The 17312-nt window shown below is 61.4% G+C and carries 13 protein-coding genes and 1 pseudogene; 5 read left to right on the forward strand and 9 right to left on the reverse strand.

All coding sequences use genetic code 11. The annotated features are described in order from the left end of the window. Positions 1-25: 25 nt before the first annotated feature. From MKS85_RS05690 to MKS85_RS05700, 3 genes are all read right to left on the reverse strand, one after another. The gene (locus MKS85_RS05690; RefSeq protein WP_047230248.1) at positions 26-712 is read right to left on the reverse strand and encodes a hydrolase; all 687 of its coding nucleotides are present in this window, start codon (positions 710-712) and stop codon (positions 26-28) included. A 401-nt stretch (positions 713-1113) separates the two neighbouring features. Further along, on the reverse strand, positions 1114-2142 hold the full coding sequence (locus tag MKS85_RS05695; protein WP_107321830.1) for a homoserine dehydrogenase: 1029 nt from the start codon (positions 2140-2142) through the stop codon (positions 1114-1116). Positions 2143-2258: 116 nt separating this feature from the next. After that, entirely contained in the window at positions 2259-2849 is a 591-nt protein-coding gene (locus MKS85_RS05700) for a hypothetical protein (protein WP_188251961.1), read from the reverse strand. Between the two features lie 362 nt (positions 2850-3211). On the opposite strand from MKS85_RS05700, the gene katG reads away from it, so the two are divergent. From katG to MKS85_RS28905, 3 genes and pseudogenes are all read left to right on the forward strand, one after another. Next, a complete protein-coding gene (katG, locus tag MKS85_RS05705; protein WP_173406531.1) occupies positions 3212-5476 on the forward strand; it encodes a catalase/peroxidase HPI in 2265 nt (754 codons plus the stop codon). Between the two features lie 503 nt (positions 5477-5979). Next, a pseudogene (locus tag MKS85_RS28900) lies at positions 5980-6858 on the forward strand (methyl-accepting chemotaxis protein); the annotation flags it as partial. Between the two features lie 201 nt (positions 6859-7059). Continuing rightward, entirely contained in the window at positions 7060-7764 is a 705-nt protein-coding gene (locus MKS85_RS28905; protein WP_370695209.1) for a methyl-accepting chemotaxis protein, read from the forward strand. A 150-nt stretch (positions 7765-7914) separates the two neighbouring features. Here the strand turns inward: MKS85_RS28905 and MKS85_RS05715 are convergent, their stop codons facing one another. From MKS85_RS05715 to MKS85_RS05730, 4 genes are all read right to left on the reverse strand, one after another. Then, positions 7915-8283 (reverse strand): glyoxalase superfamily protein, encoded by a 369-nt coding sequence (locus MKS85_RS05715; protein ID WP_047230238.1) that lies wholly within the window; start codon positions 8281-8283, stop codon positions 7915-7917. A gap of 136 nt (positions 8284-8419) precedes the next feature. Then, on the reverse strand, positions 8420-9892 hold the full coding sequence (locus MKS85_RS05720) for an amidohydrolase family protein (protein ID WP_188251960.1): 1473 nt from the start codon (positions 9890-9892) through the stop codon (positions 8420-8422). A gap of 1 nt (position 9893) precedes the next feature. Further along, entirely contained in the window at positions 9894-10754 is an 861-nt protein-coding gene (locus tag MKS85_RS05725; RefSeq protein ID WP_047230240.1) for a MurR/RpiR family transcriptional regulator, read from the reverse strand. A gap of 27 nt (positions 10755-10781) precedes the next feature. Beyond that, positions 10782-12131, reverse strand: a complete 1350-nt coding sequence (locus MKS85_RS05730) for a gluconate:H+ symporter (protein ID WP_047230241.1) — start codon at positions 12129-12131, stop codon at positions 10782-10784. Between the two features lie 346 nt (positions 12132-12477). On the opposite strand from MKS85_RS05730, the gene MKS85_RS05735 reads away from it, so the two are divergent. Both MKS85_RS05735 and MKS85_RS05740 read left to right on the forward strand, forming a co-directional pair. Continuing rightward, positions 12478-13923 carry a SulP family inorganic anion transporter gene (locus MKS85_RS05735; protein WP_047230242.1) on the forward strand — a complete coding sequence of 482 codons (1446 nt, stop codon included), beginning with the start codon at positions 12478-12480 and terminating at the stop codon, positions 13921-13923. 129 nt (positions 13924-14052) lie between these two features. Further along, complete coding sequence (locus MKS85_RS05740) at positions 14053-14262, forward strand: DUF2788 domain-containing protein (protein WP_047230243.1); 210 nt, start codon at positions 14053-14055, stop codon at positions 14260-14262. Here MKS85_RS05740 and MKS85_RS05745 read toward each other — a convergent pair. Together MKS85_RS05745 and amn are read right to left on the reverse strand one after the other, a co-directional pair. After that, positions 14257-14823: a pseudouridine synthase gene (locus MKS85_RS05745; protein ID WP_160893474.1), complete on the reverse strand. Its 567-nt coding sequence runs from the start codon at positions 14821-14823 to the stop codon at positions 14257-14259. The genes MKS85_RS05740 and MKS85_RS05745 overlap by 6 nt on opposite strands. A gap of 157 nt (positions 14824-14980) precedes the next feature. After that, positions 14981-16480, reverse strand: a complete 1500-nt coding sequence (gene amn / locus MKS85_RS05750; RefSeq protein WP_160893475.1) for an AMP nucleosidase — start codon at positions 16478-16480, stop codon at positions 14981-14983. Positions 16481-17312: the final 832 nt, after the last annotated feature.

The raw sequence follows: 17312 nt of genomic DNA on the forward strand, positions 1-17312 counted from the left end.
ACCTATAGTGCCGACCCGACAGAGGTCAGATCTTCGCCGCAACAGGCTCCAGCGTCGGCCCGTGTGTTACCCGCTCAGGAGCCTTGTGCACCATGGTGTAGGCGTAGTCGACGCCCATGCCATATGCGCCAGAGTGCTCTTTGACCAATGCCATAACGGCGTCGTAGGTATCGCGGTTCTTCCAGTCACGCTGCCACTCCAGCAGAACTTGCTGCCAGGTCACTGGGACAACTCCAGCCTGAATCATGCGTTGCATGGAGTAATCGTGCGCAGCTTGGCTGGTACCGCCAGAGGCATCGGCCACCATATAAATTTCATAGCCGGCATCATGCATCGCGGACAGTGCGAAAGTCGTATTGCAGACTTCGGTCCACAAGCCAGAGACGATCACCTTGTTACGGCCATTCTTTTTCAGCGCATCGCGTACTTTCTGGTCGTCCCAGGAGTTCATCGAGGTACGCTCAAGGATCGGTGCCTCAGGAAAAACGGCCAGTAATTCCGGATAGGTATGACCCGAAAAGCTTTCTGTTTCGACCGTGGTGATGATGGTTGGAATAGAGAAAATCTTCGCGGCCTTGGCCAGGCCCACGGTGTTGTTCTTCAATGTCTGCCGATCAATGCTTTGTACCCCAAATGCCATTTGCGGCTGTTGATCGATGAAGATCACTTGGCAATTGCTTGGTGTCAGCACTTCGAGTTTTGGATTGGTCATTTCAATCACCTGGTGTGTTCGCGCGTGAATGCTGATGATCGCCATGGCGTAAACGCAGTGCTGCAGTCATGGCGATGTCGTAGATAGGCCAATTTTTAGTAGGCCCTCAGTCCCTCAATCTTGCTGAAAGCCATGGGTACTATCTCCAGAGCGGATGCCTGCGAATTGGACAGGCTTACGGTTCTGGAACATTTATGCGGTGAATGTGTGGCTTTAGGGCCGTTGGTTTCTACGGGCCCTTCTTGACAGGGTCCATGCCTGACGTGGCCAGCCCACTCGCATGCCCCAGTAACCAGTGCTCGAATCGTGCGCCACGGACTTCGGGATGAAAAACTGCAGACCGAGTACGTTTGGCCCATGGGAGAAGGCCTGATTGCGGCACAGTGGCAAGGTACGCAGGGTCAGGATGGGGGTTGCGAAAGAGATGAGTACCGAGCAGTCCTGGCCATGAGGATGTGTTCGAGGTCCTTCAGCGCGGCCGCTGCGGTGGCGATCGGCTCAGCGCCACAGCCGATTGCCAGCGTCTCGCCCATTGCGTCGCTGCTGATACGGATCGCTTTGCTCTTTGCGCTGACGTGGGCGAACGGGTCGGACAGCGGATAGGCCTTGATGCCGACGCTGGCGCGGATAACACCGTCTGCGCAGGTGAGGCTGGCGATCAGCTTGGGAACGAGCCCCCTCTCGCGCCACGCCTCGATGCGCTCTGCCGTGACCGACTGAATACCTTCGACCACCAGGTCGTCCATCGTCAGATCGGCACCAAGACCGAAGTTGGCCAGTAGCAGGAGCTTGCACGCGGTATCCCAGCCTTCCGTGTCGTTGCGCGGGTCAGCTTCGGCGAACCCTCCTGCCTGCGCTTCACGCAACGCCGCATCGAAGCTGAGGCCCTGTGTGCTCATGGCGTCAAGCAGGTAGTTGGTCGTGGCGTTGAGGATGCCCTCGAGGGCGAGCACCTTGCAGCCGGCCAGGCTGTGGTCGAGAAGATCGAGTGTCGGCAGGGCGGCAGCGGCTGCACCACTGAGTTTGAGCATCGCCCCCGAGGCCTGCGCGAGTTCGCGCAATTGTCGCCCGCTGTGGACCAGAGCGCCCTTCGATATAACGATGCAGTCCAGACCGGCCGACAGCGCCGTACGAAGGTAGGCAAGACCCGGCTCGCCGCTGCGAAAATCGCTCGGCCCTGCCTCGATAAGAACGTCTGCGCCGCTCGCCATCACGAAATCCGGCCCTGAAAGACCCGCCTGCAGTGCATTCAACTGATGCGGGTGCAGGCCGTTCGCGTCAGCCAGGCCTGCACGTGATCCGCACACCGCGACCAGGCTAACGTCCACGCCGTAAACCTGGCGATAGCGCTCGTGTCGGGACAGGAGCAGGTCGGCTGTGGCACGTCCGACGCCGCCGAATCCGGCGATTGCAACTTTGAGCGTTTGCATGAGTTCGCTCCCTTGGCCTCTACTTGGCATGGTAAGCCGCTCGGTTGCCGCTTGCCACAGCCAACGCTCCCCCACAAACCCCGGCATCACCAAGCTTTTACATCATCCGCTACAACTCAAGCATCAAGGCTCCTGACCTCATTCCCCAACCGCACCGGCGCCTCCCCAGTAATCTCGTGCAGCAGTGCGGCGACGGTCTCTCCCTCGATCGCCCCCTGCTCCTGCAAAAGGTCCGCCACCGCGCGGACGGCAAACCAGTAACGATGCACAAGGCAACTGCTACGGGCGATGGCTCGGGATTCGGCGTCGAGCAACAGGCGTGGGGGCAGCAGGCTGATCAGTTCATGCCCGCGGACGAGGTCTGCGCGGCCACTGCTTCGGAACAGCCGGTCGGATTGGCGATGTCGGTAGATCGCTTCGGCCACAGGCCCTGAAAAGCAATGGATCAGGTCGCGCTCAATAAAGTCGACCATCGATGGCAAATATTCAGCAATTCCCCGGGCGGTGAAGGCCGGGCGCAGGACGAGGTAATCGGCCTCCACTAACCCTTCGGCGTGTTGCGGGTGACCGAGCAGGTCGAACATCGGTCCCGCGCGGGCTTCAGCCCGGGTGCGTACGGTGACGCGTTTTATAGGCTGGCCGTTCCACCAAAAAGCCAAGGCGTGGCCGGCTTCGTGGATGGCCGTGCTGCGGGGGCGTTCGTTCATGGTCCGGTCCTCTCCCGTAACCAAGCGCTGGCCTTATCATCTGCCTCGACCGGCAAGCCGGGTAAAAGAATCTGCCTATTAACCATTAATACTGCGGCTATTAGCGATCTGCCACAGAAGGACTAGCCTTGATTCAGCGCCAGCGTAAGCTGGCCGGATCAGACCTGATAAGAGATACGAAAGCGTTCGAAACGTACTGGGCTTGCCGTGGGCCACGATGCGGGCAATCGACGTCGATTGCCGGAAGGCCGAACGATCAATGAGCGAACTGTGAGCCCTGCATCTACGTATTGATTTTCACCTGTCGCTATAGAGCCCGCGCGGGCTGGATAGCTGGATGAATACGACCAAGGTAGCTCCTCATGGCAAACGAATCGAAATGCCCGTTCAATCATGCTGCGGGTGGTGGCACCACGAACCGTGACTGGTGGCCCAACCAGCTGAATCTGAAAATCCTGCACCAACACTCCCCGCTGTCCGACCCCATGGGCGAGGATTTCAACTACGCCGAAGCATTCAAAAGCCTGGATTTCCAGGCCCTGAAAAATGACCTGAATGCGTTGATGACCGACTCCCAAGACTGGTGGCCGGCGGACTTCGGGCACTACGGGCCGCTCTTTGTCCGCATGGCCTGGCACAGCGCCGGCACTTACCGCACCGGCGACGGGCGCGGTGGCGCTGGCTCCGGCCAGCAGCGTTTTGCGCCACTGAACAGCTGGCCGGACAACGTCAGTCTCGACAAGGCGCGGCGGCTGTTATGGCCGATCAAGCAGAAGTACGGTCGCAACATATCCTGGGCCGACCTGATCGTGCTCACCGGCAACGTCGCGCTGGAATCCATGGGCTTCAAGACCTTCGGTTTTTCCGGCGGTCGTCCCGACGTCTGGGAGCCGGACGAAGACGTCTACTGGGGTTCCGAAAACAAATGGTTAGGCGGCGACACCCGCTACGGCAAGCCGGATAAAGCCGCGATGCAAGATCCCGGCGAAGGACAACTGGTGGCCGAGCCGGGCAATGAAGAAAGCCGTACCGATCTGGGGCGCAATCTGGAGAACCCGCTGGCCGCCGTGCAGATGGGGCTGATCTACGTCAACCCGGAAGGCCCCGAGGGTCAACCGGACCCGGTCGCTGCGGGGCTGGATATCCGCGAAACCTTTGGCCGCATGGCGATGAACGATGAAGAAACCGTGGCCCTGATTGCCGGCGGCCATGCCTTTGGCAAGACCCACGGCGCAGGGCCTGCGGACAATGTCGGCGCCGAGCCTGAAGCCGCCGGCCTGGAACAACAGGGCCTGGGCTGGAAGAACGCATTCGGCACCGGCAAAGGCCCCGATACCATCACCAGTGGTCTGGAAGTGACCTGGACCACCACGCCCACCCGCTGGAGCAACAATTATCTGGAGAATCTGTTCGGGTTTGAGTGGGAGCTGACCAAGAGCCCGGCCGGTGCGCATCAGTGGACACCGAAAAACGGTGCTGGCGCGGGCATCATCCCAGACGCCCACGATCCGTCCAAGCGGCGTAATCCAACCATGCTGACCACCGACCTGGCGCTGCGCTTCGACCCGATCTACGAAAAAATCTCACGGCGCTTCCTGGAGAACCCGGACCAATTGGCCGACGCCTTCGCCCGGGCCTGGTTCAAGCTGATCCACCGCGATATGGGCCCGCTCTCGCGCTACCTCGGCCCGGAGCTGCCCAACGAAGAGCTGCTCTGGCAGGACCCTATCCCGGCAGTGGACCATGCCCTGGTCAACGACAGCGACATCGCGTCCCTTAAAAGCAAACTGTTGGCCTCGGGCCTGTCGGTTTCACAACTGGTGTCCACCGCCTGGGCGGCCGCGTCCAGCTTCCGTGGCTCCGACAAGCGCGGCGGTGCCAACGGTGGCCGGCTGCGTCTGGCCCCGCAGAAAGATTGGCCGGCCAACCAGCCGGAACAATTGGCGCAGGTGCTGGCGACTCTCGAAAAAATCCGGGACGAGTTCAACGGGGCCCAGTCCGGTGGTAAAAAAATCTCCCTGGCGGACCTGATCGTGCTGGCTGGCAGCGCCGGCATTGAACAGGCGGCGAAGAATGCCGGGCTCAGCGTGACGGTGCCTTTTTCGCCGGGGCGCATGGACGCCAGCCAGGAGCAGACCGACGTCGAGTCGTTCGGCTTTCTTGAACCCATCGCCGATGGCTTTCGCAACTACCTCAAGGGCAGGTATAGCGTATCCGCCGAGGCACTGTTGATCGACAAGGCGCAACTGCTGACCCTCAGTGCACCGGAAATGACCGCACTGATCGGCGGCCTGCGCGTACTCGATACCAATGTCGGCCAAACCCGGCATGGGGTTTTCACCCAACGGCCAGGTGCGTTGACCAACGACTTCTTCGTCAACCTGCTGGACATGGGCGTGGAATGGAAACCGCTCTCAGACGACCAGCAAACGTTCGAAGCCCGCGACCGCAAGACCGGTCAGGTCAAATGGACCGGCACTCGTGTCGATCTGGTCTTCGGCTCCAACGCCCAACTACGGGCCCTGGCCGAAGTGTATGCCAGCGCAGATGCGCAGGAGCAGTTCGTCAGCGACTTCATCGCGGCGTGGGTCAAGGTGATGAACCTGGATCGGTTTGATCTGAGGTGAGGTTGTCAGGCGCTGAGAGAAGCCCTCAATCTGATCCAGGTTGAGGGCTTCGTTCTCTGCTCATTGCCACCCGCCTCTCATGAACTTTTCTTCACCCCACGCGTTCGCGTGATTGGGTAAAGTCCCCTCGCTCATTCAAGAAACTAAGGTTTTAGCCCGCCCTCCCGCGGGCTTTTTTTTGCCTGGAATTCAGGATAACCCTGAGGCGCGCAGCAAGTTCTCCAGCGAATGCCTGACACTCCAAAAAAATCCTTTCAGATCCAGAGTCGGCAGCCGATACAGCCCTGTTACACGTTTTAGCTGGCTCAAAAACAACAATCTTCCAGCGTACCGACGATCAAGCAGCACAACGTTCCTGGAGGAATATGATGAATAGCTGGTTTGGCAACATTAGCGTCAACATGAAACTGGGCCTGGGCTTTGGCCTGGTGCTGGTACTGACCTGCGTCCTGGCACTGACCAGTTGGACCAGCCTGGGAGGGCTGATCGACCGCAGCAACTGGATGAGCGACATCACCAAGCTCAATGCCGGCTTGACCAAGCTTCGGGTCGTGCGCCTGCAATACATGCTCACCAATGGCGACGAGACCGCCGCACAGAATGTGCAAACCACCCTCGATAGTTTCGTTGCACAACAGAACGCGCTGCTGAGCAGCTTCAAGAGCCCGGAAAACGTCAAGCTGCTCAAGGAGCAGAGCGCGACGATCAGCGCCTATCAGGTGTCCCTGAACAAAATGCGCAACGCCTACCGCAGCGCCAACACCGCCCGCGACGCGATGACCGCCAACGCCGGGACCGCTTACCAGCTGATCGAGACGATCAATACCGACGTTCAGCAAATGCTCTCGAGCGACCAGCGCCTGGAACAGTACCAGGCCATCACCGAGGCCAAGCAGGCGTTCATGTTGGCCCGCTATGAAGTGCGCGGCTACACCGCCAACAGCAACCCCGAAAACGAACGCAAGGCCGTCGCCCAACTGGATGCCGCCCTCGCTTCGCTCCAACCGCTGAATGCGTATTTCGCCAGCACCCGGCAAGGTGAGCTGCGTCAGCTCGAAGCTGCCCTGACTCAATACCGCAGCTCCGTCCAGGCTTTCACCCTGGCCATTGCCGAGGCGGCGCAGGCTCGCAAGGAAATGACCGACCAGGGCACGACCATCGTTTCCCTGAGCGAACAGCTGTATCAGATCCAGCTCGACCGTCGCGATGCCGAAAGCGCCCAGGCCCGCACCCTGCAACTGGTCAGCACGTTGTTGGCGTTGCTGGTAGGCATCATCGCGGCGGTCATCATCACTCGCCAGATCACCCGACCGCTGCGCGAAACCCTGGCCGTGGTCGATCGCATTGCCAGTGGCGACCTCTCGCACAACCTCATCGTTACCCGTCGCGATGAGCTGGGCGTACTGCAACAGGGCATCGCACGCATGGGCGTGACCCTGCGCGATCTGATCAGCGGCATCCGTGATGGCGTGACCCAGATCGCCAGTGCTGCCGAACAATTGTCCGCAGTAACCGAGCAGACCAGCGCCGGCGTCAACAGCCAGAAAGTCGAGACCGATCAGGTGGCGACCGCCATGCACGAGATGACCGCCACGGTTCAGGAAGTTGCCCGCAACGCCGAAGAGGCATCCCAGGCAGCCGCCGCGGCAGACGGTGAAGCCCGTGCCGGCGACCAGGTGGTCAACGAAGCCATCGCCCAGATCGAGCGCCTGGCCAGTGAAGTGGAGCGCTCCACCGACGCCATGACCGTGCTGCAACAGGAAAGCGACAAGATCGGCAGTGTCATGGACGTGATCAAGGCCGTCGCCGAACAAACCAACCTGTTGGCCCTGAACGCGGCAATCGAAGCGGCGCGCGCCGGTGAAGCCGGTCGTGGCTTCGCGGTGGTTGCCGACGAAGTCCGTGGCCTGGCCCAGCGCACACAAAAGTCCACCGAGGAAATCGAAGGCCTGGTGGCCGGCCTGCAGAACGGCACCCTACAAGTGGCCGCCGTGATGAACAACAGCCGCAGCCTCACCGACAGCAGCGTAGCCCTGACCCGCAAGGCCGGTGTATCACTGGAAAACATCACCCGCACGGTGTCGAACATCCAGTCGATGAACCAGCAGATCGCTGCCGCCGCCGAAGAGCAAAGCGCCGTGGCCGAGGAGATCAGCCGCAGCATCATCAACGTACGCGACGTGTCCGAACAGACCGCCGCCGCCAGCGAAGAAACCGCAGCGTCCAGTGTTGAACTGGCACGTTTGGGTAATCAATTGCAGATGATGGTGAGTCACTTCCGGGTTTGATCATGGCGGGCGCCCATTTCCCGGAAGAAATGGGCGCTTTGCGCAATGTCATTACAATCAGTCAAAAAGATCCATCACCTTGGCTCTTTCGTCACGTGGCGGCAGATCTAGCCCAACGCCCCCGCTCGCCCATCAATGTATCCAACCTCGTTACACACTAATCCCGTTGGTAAACACCAACCGATTGCCAAACGGATCGACCACCGTCATGTCCTGGCTACCCCACGGCATGGCCTGAATCTGAGGGCGGGCGAAGGGGTATTGCTTGGCCAGCAGTTGCGCCTGGAAAGCTTCCAGTTCATCCGTTTCGATGCGCAGTGCCGAGCCCGGGGTGCAGTCGCCATGGTGTTCGGACAGGTGCAGCACGCATCCGTCGCGAGAGACTTGCAGGTACAGCGGAAAATCGTCACCAAAGCGATGTTGCCAGTCGACGGTAAATCCCAGGAAGTCGACATAGAACGCCAATGCCTTGGTTTCATCGAAGATCCGCAGGATCGGGGTGGTTTTACCGAAGCTCATGGGTTGCTCCCTGGCTGAAAAGACCCAGTTTAGATGGGTTGAACTCATTGCTTCGGCTATATCGCCGGCTTCTTTAATATCGCAATGCCACCACTGAGAAGCAGATCACAGGGGCATTCCATTGTGTTTCCACCTCTCAAGCGCCGGGTGACGAACTGAATCCACGGCGTAGATCCCCTTCTCGCGCCAGAAACCGCCCGTGCCTGCGCCCGTTCGCCCGGCCCTCGCGGTAGCTCAAGACGCCGTTGACCCAAACCCCATCGATACCTTCGGCGGCCCGTTGCGGCTCGTTGAAATCGGCGACATCCCTGATGGTATGAGGATCGAACAACACCAGATCCGCCCAATGCCCTTCCCGAATTTCCCCACGGTCCTTCAGGCCGAAGCGCGCCGCCGACAGGCCGGTCATCTTGTGCACGGCGGTGTGCAACGCAAACAGCCCGATGTCTCGGCTGAAATGCCCCAGCACCCGCGGGAAAGCCCCCCACAAGCGCGGATGCGGAAACGGATCCTCCGGCAAACCGTCGGAGCCGACCATGGACAACGGGTGGGCGAGGATTCGTCGTACGTCGCTTTCGTCCATGCCGTAGTACACCGCGCCGGCCGGTTGCAGGCGCCGCGCAGCATCCAGCAGCGGCACATTCCATTCGGCGGCGATGTCAGCCAGATCGCGCCCTCCCATGTGCGGATGAGGCGTCGACCAGGTGATGGTGATGCGATGGGCATCGGTCACCTGCTTGAGATCCAGGGTCGAGGAGCTGGCCGCATAGGGATAGCAGTCACAACCGACCGGATGGGTTTTCGCCGCATTCTCCAGCGCCGCGAGCACCTGCGGACTTCGCCCCCAATTACCGGCACCCGCACATTTGAGGTGGGAAATGATCACCGGGCTGCGGGCGTGACGGCCGATCTGGAACGCTTCGTCCATGGCCTCAAGCACCGGTTCGAATTCGCTGCGCAGATGGGTGGTGTAGACCGCCCCGAATGCGCTCAGCTCTTGGGTCAGTTGCATGACTTCGTCGGTGGAGGCCGAAAATGCGTTGGCGTAGGCCAGGCCGGTGGATAACCCCAGCGCGCCGGCCTCCAGGCTTTCGCGCAGTTGCTGACGCATGGCGGCGATTTCTCTCACGCTGGCGGTGCGCAACAAATCATCCATGTGGTTGCTGCGCAGCGCCGTGTGCCCCACCAGCGCCGCCACGTTGACCGCCGGCGTGGCCGCCTCCACCGCCGAACGATAATCATCGAAACGCGGATAGACGAACGCTTGGGCGGTGCCGAGCAAATTCATCGGGTCCGGCGGCTCGCCCCGCAAACTCACCGGCGAAGCGCTGATACCGCAATTGCCGACAATCACCGTGGTCACGCCCTGGCTGAGTTTGGGCAGCATCTGCGGTTGGCGAATGACCACCGTGTCGTCGTGGGTGTGCACATCGATGAACCCTGGAGCCAGCACCCGGCCGGCGGCGTCTATTTCTTCGATTGCCCGGGCATCGCGCAGGTCGGCGATGCGCTCGATGCGACCGGCACGGATCGCCACGTCGGCGCTGTAACCGGGGGTGTTGCTGCCATCGATGACCCGTGCGTTGCGGATAAGCGTGTCGTACAGCATCTCAGTCTCCCAGCGGCAAGTGATCGTCGCCGCCGCGGTAATCGTCCAGGGCGAGTTTGACTCGCCGCAGACGCTCTTGATTGTCTTCGGGGTGGGCCAGCGCAAGCTCGGTGGCGAGCACATCGATGGCCAGCAGCATGCCGTAGCGCGCCGCCGTGGGCTTATAAATGAACGAGGTTTCCGCGCCTTGCAGCGGCAACACTACATCGGCCAGTCGGGCCAACGGTGAGTCGGCGCGGGTGATGGCCAGGATGGGCGCACCATAACTGCGCGCCAGTTCCACCGCGCCGAGCAGTTCCGGGGTGATGCCGGTGAGTGAACAGGCGATGACCAAATGCTCCTGGCTCAATGAGGTGGCGGTGATGCGCATCATCACCGGATCCCGGCAGGCGGCGATCGAGTAGCCAAAACGCACCAGCCGTACTTGTAACTCCTCACCGCACAACGCCGACCAACCGCCGAGCCCGAACGCATGAATCATCCGCGCCTTGCCGAGCATCCGCACCGCGTCGCTGAACCGAGACTCCTCGAATGCCGACAGGTGCTGACGCAGCGTCGTCTCGATATCGCCGACGATCTGCCCATAAAACGCCGATTGCTCGGGCGCGCCGGCGGGGTCGAGAAACCGGCTGCCGACGCCACTGGCCTGGGCCAGTTGCAGGCGCAAGTCCCGCAGGTCGCGGCAGCCAACGGTACGGGCAAACCGTGACAGCGTGGCACTGCTGACTTCGGCCCGTTGGGCCAGTTCATCCAGGCTGGCCGAGGCGGCGAACCCTACGTCGTCGAGCATCAGCCGGGCGATTCTTCCTTCGCCGGCGCTGAAGGAATCCTGACGGGAGCGAATCTGGTAAAGGATGTCCATGACGGCACCTGTGTTGGAGCGCTGCGATTAAAGCAAGCGCGCAAGTCCTAGGGTCAGGCCGAACGCAACCAGGGAGATCAGCGTTTCGAGTACGGTCCAGGTCTTGAAAGTTTGAGTGACGGTCATATTGAAGTATTCCTTGATCAGCCAGAAGCCGCCGTCGTTGACGTGGGAAAAGATCACCGACCCGGCGCCGGTGGCCAGCACTAGCAGCTCGGGATGGGGATAGCCCAGACCGATCGCCACGGGGGCGACGATACCGGAGGCGGTGGTCATCGCCACCGTGGCCGAGCCGGTGGCGACACGCATCAGGGCGGCGAACAGCCAGCCCATGACCAGTGGCGATAATTGAAATTCCTGGGCCAGGCCGACGATTTGTTGAGTGACTCCGGCGTCCACCAGGATCCGGTTCAAACCACCGCCAGCGCCCACCAGCAACGTAATACTGGCCGTTGGCGCCAGGCATTCATTGGTGAACTTGAGGATCGACTCACGGTTGAAGCCCTGGGCCAGGCCCAGCGTCCAGAAGCTGAGAAGGGTCGCCAGCAGCAAGGCAATCACCGAGTTGCCGATGAACAGCAGGAACTGATTGAAGCCGCTGCCCGGCTCGGAGATCAGGTTGGCCCAACCGCCGATCAACATCAGCACCACCGGCAGCAGAATGGTCCCCAGGGTTATCCCGAAACCTGGCAGATTGGCGCGGGGCTCGCGGTCGAGGAATTGGCGCTCCAGCGGGTTATCGTCCGGCAGTTGGATGCGCGGCACGATGAACTTGGCATACACAGGGCCGGCAATGATCGCGGTAGGAATACCGATCAGGATCGCGTACAGCAAGGTCTGCCCCACCGAGGCCTGGAACGCCTGCACCGCCAGCATCGCCGCCGGGTGCGGCGGCACCAGGGCATGCACCACCGAGAGACCGGCGACCATCGGCAACCCCACCATCAGGATTGACACGCCCACGCGCCGGGCAATGGTGAACGCGATGGGCACCAGCAGCACGAAACCGACTTCGAAAAACAACGGCAGCCCCACCAGGAAGGCAATGCACACCATCGCCCAATGGGCGTTGCGCTCGCCGAAGCGCTCGATCAGCGTTTGCGCCATGCGCTCGGCCCCGCCGGACTCGGCCATCATCTTGCCAAGCATCGTGCCCAAGGCCACGACCAGCGCGATGTGCCCCAGGGTCTTGCCCACGCCCGCCTCATACGCCCCGACCACACTGGACGGCGGCATCCCGGCCAGCAGCGCCAGGCCAATGGACACCAGCGTAATGACAATGAACGGATTAAGCCGATATCGGGCGATCAAAACGATCAGCGCAATGATGGCGATGGCCGCGTAGACCAACAGCCAATAACCGAATGCAGGGGCCATGCGTTACTCCTCGAATGGGGTCACGTCGTTGTGTTTGTGAAACTCATAAATCATTTCGAGGAGCAATCTTCAAACGTACTGAAAGTAATTTTCGTACACAGACAAGAAATGTCGCTGACGGACATCGCCCACCACCTGCCATGTAAATTCAGCGCAGGATTTTCATCCCCTGGCCGTCTCCCGTGGCGAGGAAGCGTGCGCCTTGCGCACTGCGAAGCCGCCCCGAAATCATCCACACGACGACCAACCACTGGCCGCACCGCACTCAATTCCGTACCATCCCCACCCTGTTTTTGCACCACGCCCACGGCAGTCGACTCTCAGGCGCTGCCCCGCCAGGACAATCATGAAACCAGCACGTCTTCGCGCCGACGCCCTCGCCGGCCTCACCACGTCTTTTGCCTTGCTGCCCGAATGCATCGCGTTCGCCCTGGTGGCTCATCTCAACCCACTGATGGGGTTGTACGGCGCTTTCATCATCTGCACGCTGACCGCGCTGTTCGGCGGGCGGCCAGGCATGGTGTCTGGCGCGGCGGGATCGATGGCCGTGGTGATTGTCGCGCTGGTGGTGCAACACGGCGTGCAATACCTGCTGGCGACTGTGCTGCTGGGCGGGTTGATCATGATGGCGTTCGGGCTGTTGCGGCTGGGCAAACTGGTGCGCATGGTGCCGCACCCGGTGATGCTCGGTTTCGTCAACGGCCTGGCGATCATCATCGCGCTGGCGCAACTGGAGCACTTCAAGAGCGGCGAAACCTGGCTCAGCGGCGGCCCGTTGTACCTGATGATCGGCCTGGTGGCGCTGACCATGGCCATCGTCTACCTGTTGCCACGCCTGACCCGCAGTGTTCCGCCGGCCCTGGTGGCGATCCTGGGGGTTGGCCTGGCGGTCTACTTCTTCGGGCTGCCGACCCGCACCCTGGGTGATATGGCGCATATCGCCGGCGGCCTGCCGGCTTTTGTCTGGCCGGACATTCCCTGGAACCTGGATACCTTACGGATCATCGCGCCCTATGCGGTGGTGATGGCGATGGTCGGCCTGCTGGAAACCCTGCTGACCCTGAACCTGACCGACGAGATCACCGAGAGCCGCGGCTACCCGGACCGCGAGTGCGTAGCGTTGGGCGCGGCCAACATGGCCTCAGGACTGTTCGGCGGCATGGGCGGTTGCGCAATGATCGGCCAGACCGTGATCAACCTGAGTTCGGGCGGGCGCGGCCGGTTATCCGGCGTGATTGCCGGGGTGATGGTTCTGCTGTTCGTGTTGTTTCTGTCGCCGTTGATCGAACGCATCCCATTGGCCGCGCTGGTAGGCGTGATGTTCGTGGTGTCCCAGCAGACCTTTGCCTGGGCCTCGCTGCGGGTGATCAACAAAGTGCCCGTCAATGACGTGTTGGTGATCATCGCGGTGACGACCATCACGGTATTCACTGATCTGGCCACCGCCGTGCTGTGCGGCATTATCATTGCGGCGCTCAACTTTGCCTGGCAACAGGCCCGGGAACTGTATGCCGATGCGCATCTGGAAGCGGACGGCAGCAAGCTCTATCGCCTGCACGGCACCCTGTTCTTCGCCTCGACCACGCCCTTTCTCAACCAGTTCGACCCGGCCAACGATCCGTCCCAGGTGACCCTGGACTGCCGTCACTTGAGCTTTGTCGACTATTCGGCCATCGCGGCGCTCAAGACCCTGCGTGAACGCTATAGCAAGGCTGGCAAACACCTGCGGGTGTTTCACTTGTCCGAACGCTGCAAACAGATGCTCAAGCGGGCCGGTGTCCACCACGACTGAAGAGAACGCCGCTGCGTCAGCTCAGGCGATGAATAGCTGCGACACACCGTCGCAGCCCAATCCTTCGCCCTCTTCCCATGCCGTATACTCGCCCCGCCTTTTCAACCTCGCCCACGCCGGAGTGTTTCGATGGATCCTGTGGTTTTCGAAGAGTGGATGATGACTGGCCTTGTCAGCATCCTGATCATTTTCATGGGTTTTATCGTCTGGGATCTGGCGAAGAAGTCCAAGGCCGGGCGTTTTGGCTCGTTCATCCTGTTTTTCGTGCTGGGACTGGGCGTGGCGGCATTCGTCATCAAGAGCGTGGTGATCGGCCTGATCGAGACCGGCACCTTATAAACGCGCCGGCACTTCCTTCCACTGTCCCTGATCCAGCCCTTCAAGCGTCCAGTCACCGATCCTGACCCGCACCAGACGCAATGTCGGCAAGCCCACCGCGGCGGTCATGCGCCGTACCTGACGGTTGCGCCCTTCGCGAATCACCAGTTCCAGCCAACTGGTCGGCACGCTCTTACGAAAGCGCACCGGCGGGTTGCGCGGCCATAGCTGCGGTTCGTCCAGTTGTCGCGCTTGTGCGGGCAAGGTCATGCCGTCGTTCAGTTCCACGCCTGCGCACAGTCGCTGCAATTGCTCGGCACTGGGCTCGCCTTCTACTTGCACCCAATAGGTCTTGGCCAGTTTGTGCCGGGGGTCGGCGATGCGGGCCTGCAACTGCCCGTCGTTGGTGAGCAGCAGCAACCCTTCGCTGTCGCGATCCAGCCTCCCGGCGGGATAAATGCCGGGCACGTCGATAAAGTCCTTGAGCGTCGCCCGCCCTTGATCGTCACTGAACTGCGTCAGCACATCGAAGGGTTTGTTGAACAGGATCAGCCTCGGCTCGGCCGGCGGGGCCTTGGCCACACGGCGCGGGGCGGATGCGGGAGGTTTCGCGCCAGGGCGGCGGGAAGCGGGACGTGGCGGACGAGGCATGGCAAACACAACATCTAACGGTCTGGGCCAACCATGCTAGTGGCCCGACCGTTAAATAACCACTGCCCCTTCAACCGGGATCAGTTCATCAGCGGAACGGCGGCTCGTCGAAGCTGCGCAACTTGCGCGAGTGCAGCGAGTTGAGTTCGTTGCGCAACAGGTCCAGCGCCGCGATGCCGATCTTCAGGTGCTGGTTGACCGCCCGTTCGTAAAACGCGTTGGCCGAACCCGGCAATTTGATCTCGCTGTGCAGCGGTTTGTCCGAGACACAAAGCAACGTGCCGTACGGCACCCGCAAGCGGTATCCCTGAGCGGCGATGGTGCCGCTTTCCATGTCCACCGCCACGGCGCGGGACAGGTTGATCAACGGACGCTCCTGGGCCCAGCGCAATTCCCAGTTGCGGTCGTCGTAGGTCAGCACAGTGCCGGTGCGCAGGCGCTTCTTCAGCTCGTCGCCCTTTTCACCGGTGACATTGGCCGCCGCTTGCTGCAAGGCCATCTGCACTTCAGCCAGGGCCGGGATCGGAATATTCGGCGGCACGACCCGGTCGAGGATGCCATCGCGACGCATGTAAGCGTGGGCCAGCACGTAGTCGCCGATGGTCTGGGACTGCCGCAGCCCACCGCAGTGACCGATCATCAGCCAGCAGTGGGGGCGCAGCACGGCCAGGTGGTCGGTGATGTTCTTGGCGTTGGACGGCCCGACGCCGATGTTCACCAGGGTCACGCCGTGGCCGTCGCTGGCCTGCAGGTGATAGGCCGGCATCTGGTAGCGGTGCCAGACCACGCCCGCGGCGATCGCCGAGGCTTCACCGTGGTCCATGCTCTTTTCGATGATCACGTTGCCCGGCAGGACCATGCGCACAAAACGCGGGTCACTGCGCAGTTGCTCCAGGCCATGGACAATGAACTGATCCACATAACGGTGATAGTTGGTCAGCAGGATCCACGGCTGCACATGGCGCCAGTCGCTGCCGGTGTAATGCACCAGCCGACGCAGGGAAAAGTCCACCCGCGCCGCGTCAAACAACGCCAGCGGTAGCGGGTCGGTGTTTTCCCAGTCATAGAGGCCGTCGGCAATGCCATCGGTGGCGGCCGACAGGTCGGTACTGGGGAACACTCGCGCCAGCACCGCGGCAGTCACGCCGGAGCCGGCCAGTTCATCACCCTGCTCCACCACGTAGGGATAGGGAATGTTCTGCTCGCTGACACCCACTTCGACGGTGACGGTAAAGTCGTGCATCAGCGGGACCAACTGCTCCAGCAGGTATTTACGGAACGCAGCCGGATGGGTGACGGTGACACTGTAGGTGCCCGGCAACTGGACCTTGGCGTAGGCGCGGGTGGTTTGCGGGACTTCGCCATGGCAGTGATAGGTCAGTCGCAGGGCGGGATAGCGAAACAACGCCCGCTGTTCGGCATCCGGCTCGATGCGATCCTTGAGGTACCGCTTGAGCGCCTGGTTCAGCGCAGTGGTCGCACGCTCGTGCAGGGCCGCCAAACGATCCACGGCTTGTTCGGCGGTTTGAACGACAATAAACGCTTCGGTCACGATCAGCTTCCTGTGTTCTGACTTGCAGGCCTTCATCTTGCCTGCATCGTCGGCCGACGGGAACAGTGGCGTATTGGGCGCGATCAATCATCCACCACAAATCCCCATGTGGGAGCGAGCCTGCTCGCGATAGCGGTGTATCAGTCAGCCGAGCTGTTGAATGTGCCGACGCCTTCGCGAGCAAGCTCGCTCCCTCCCTTGATCACCACCAGTCGCAGATACTTCAGTCACCGCAGATCCCCTGTGGGAGCGAGCTTGCACGCGATAGCGGTGTATCAGTCAGCAAAGCTGTTGAATGTGCCGACGCCTTCGCGAGCAAGCTCGCTCCCTCCCTTGATCACCACCAGTCGCAGTTTCTTCATTCACCGCAGATCCCCTGTGGGAGCGAGCTTGCGCGCGATAGCGGGGTATCAGTCATCCGAGATGTTGAATGTGCCGACGCCATCGCGAGCAGGCTCGCTCCCACCCTTGATCCCCGCCAGCCGCAGGTTCTTCACTCGCCGCAGATCCCCTGTGGGAGCGAGCTTGCACGCGATAGCGGTGTATCAGTCACCAAAGCTGTTGAATGTGCCGACGCCTTCGCGAGCAAGCTCGCTCCCACCCTTGATCACCACCAGTCGCAGATTCTTCATTCACCGCAGATCCCCTGTGGGAGTGAGCTTGCTCGCGATAGCGCTGTATCAGTCACCAGAGATGTTGAATGTGCCGCCGCCATCGCGAGCAGGCTCGCTCCCACACTTGATCGCCGCCAGCCGCAGATTCTTCACTCGCCGCAGATCCCCTGTGGGAGCGAGCTTGCTCGCGATAGCGGTGTATCAGTCACCCGAGATGTTGAATGTGCCGACGCCATCGCGAGCAGGCTCGCTCC

Source organism: Pseudomonas sp. JL2 (genome assembly GCF_031570495.1).
GTDB lineage: Bacteria > Pseudomonadota > Gammaproteobacteria > Pseudomonadales > Pseudomonadaceae > Aquipseudomonas > Aquipseudomonas rhizophila.

Coding starts and splice junctions, on each gene's coding strand:
- MKS85_RS05690 (WP_047230248.1), bottom strand. CDS start 712: ATGACCAATCCAAAACTCGAAGTGCTGACACCAAGCAATTGCCAAGTG.
- MKS85_RS05695 (WP_107321830.1), bottom strand. CDS start 2,142: ATGCAAACGCTCAAAGTTGCAATCGCCGGATTCGGCGGCGTCGGACGT.
- MKS85_RS05700 (WP_188251961.1), bottom strand. CDS start 2,849: ATGAACGAACGCCCCCGCAGCACGGCCATCCACGAAGCCGGCCACGCC.
- katG (WP_173406531.1), top strand. CDS start 3,212: ATGGCAAACGAATCGAAATGCCCGTTCAATCATGCTGCGGGTGGTGGC.
- MKS85_RS28905 (WP_370695209.1), top strand. CDS start 7,060: ATGACCGCCACGGTTCAGGAAGTTGCCCGCAACGCCGAAGAGGCATCC.
- MKS85_RS05715 (WP_047230238.1), bottom strand. CDS start 8,283: ATGAGCTTCGGTAAAACCACCCCGATCCTGCGGATCTTCGATGAAACC.
- MKS85_RS05720 (WP_188251960.1), bottom strand. CDS start 9,892: ATGCTGTACGACACGCTTATCCGCAACGCACGGGTCATCGATGGCAGC.
- MKS85_RS05725 (WP_047230240.1), bottom strand. CDS start 10,754: ATGGACATCCTTTACCAGATTCGCTCCCGTCAGGATTCCTTCAGCGCC.
- MKS85_RS05730 (WP_047230241.1), bottom strand. CDS start 12,131: ATGGCCCCTGCATTCGGTTATTGGCTGTTGGTCTACGCGGCCATCGCC.
- MKS85_RS05735 (WP_047230242.1), top strand. CDS start 12,478: ATGAAACCAGCACGTCTTCGCGCCGACGCCCTCGCCGGCCTCACCACG.
- MKS85_RS05740 (WP_047230243.1), top strand. CDS start 14,053: ATGGATCCTGTGGTTTTCGAAGAGTGGATGATGACTGGCCTTGTCAGC.
- amn (WP_160893475.1), bottom strand. CDS start 16,480: ATGAAGGCCTGCAAGTCAGAACACAGGAAGCTGATCGTGACCGAAGCG.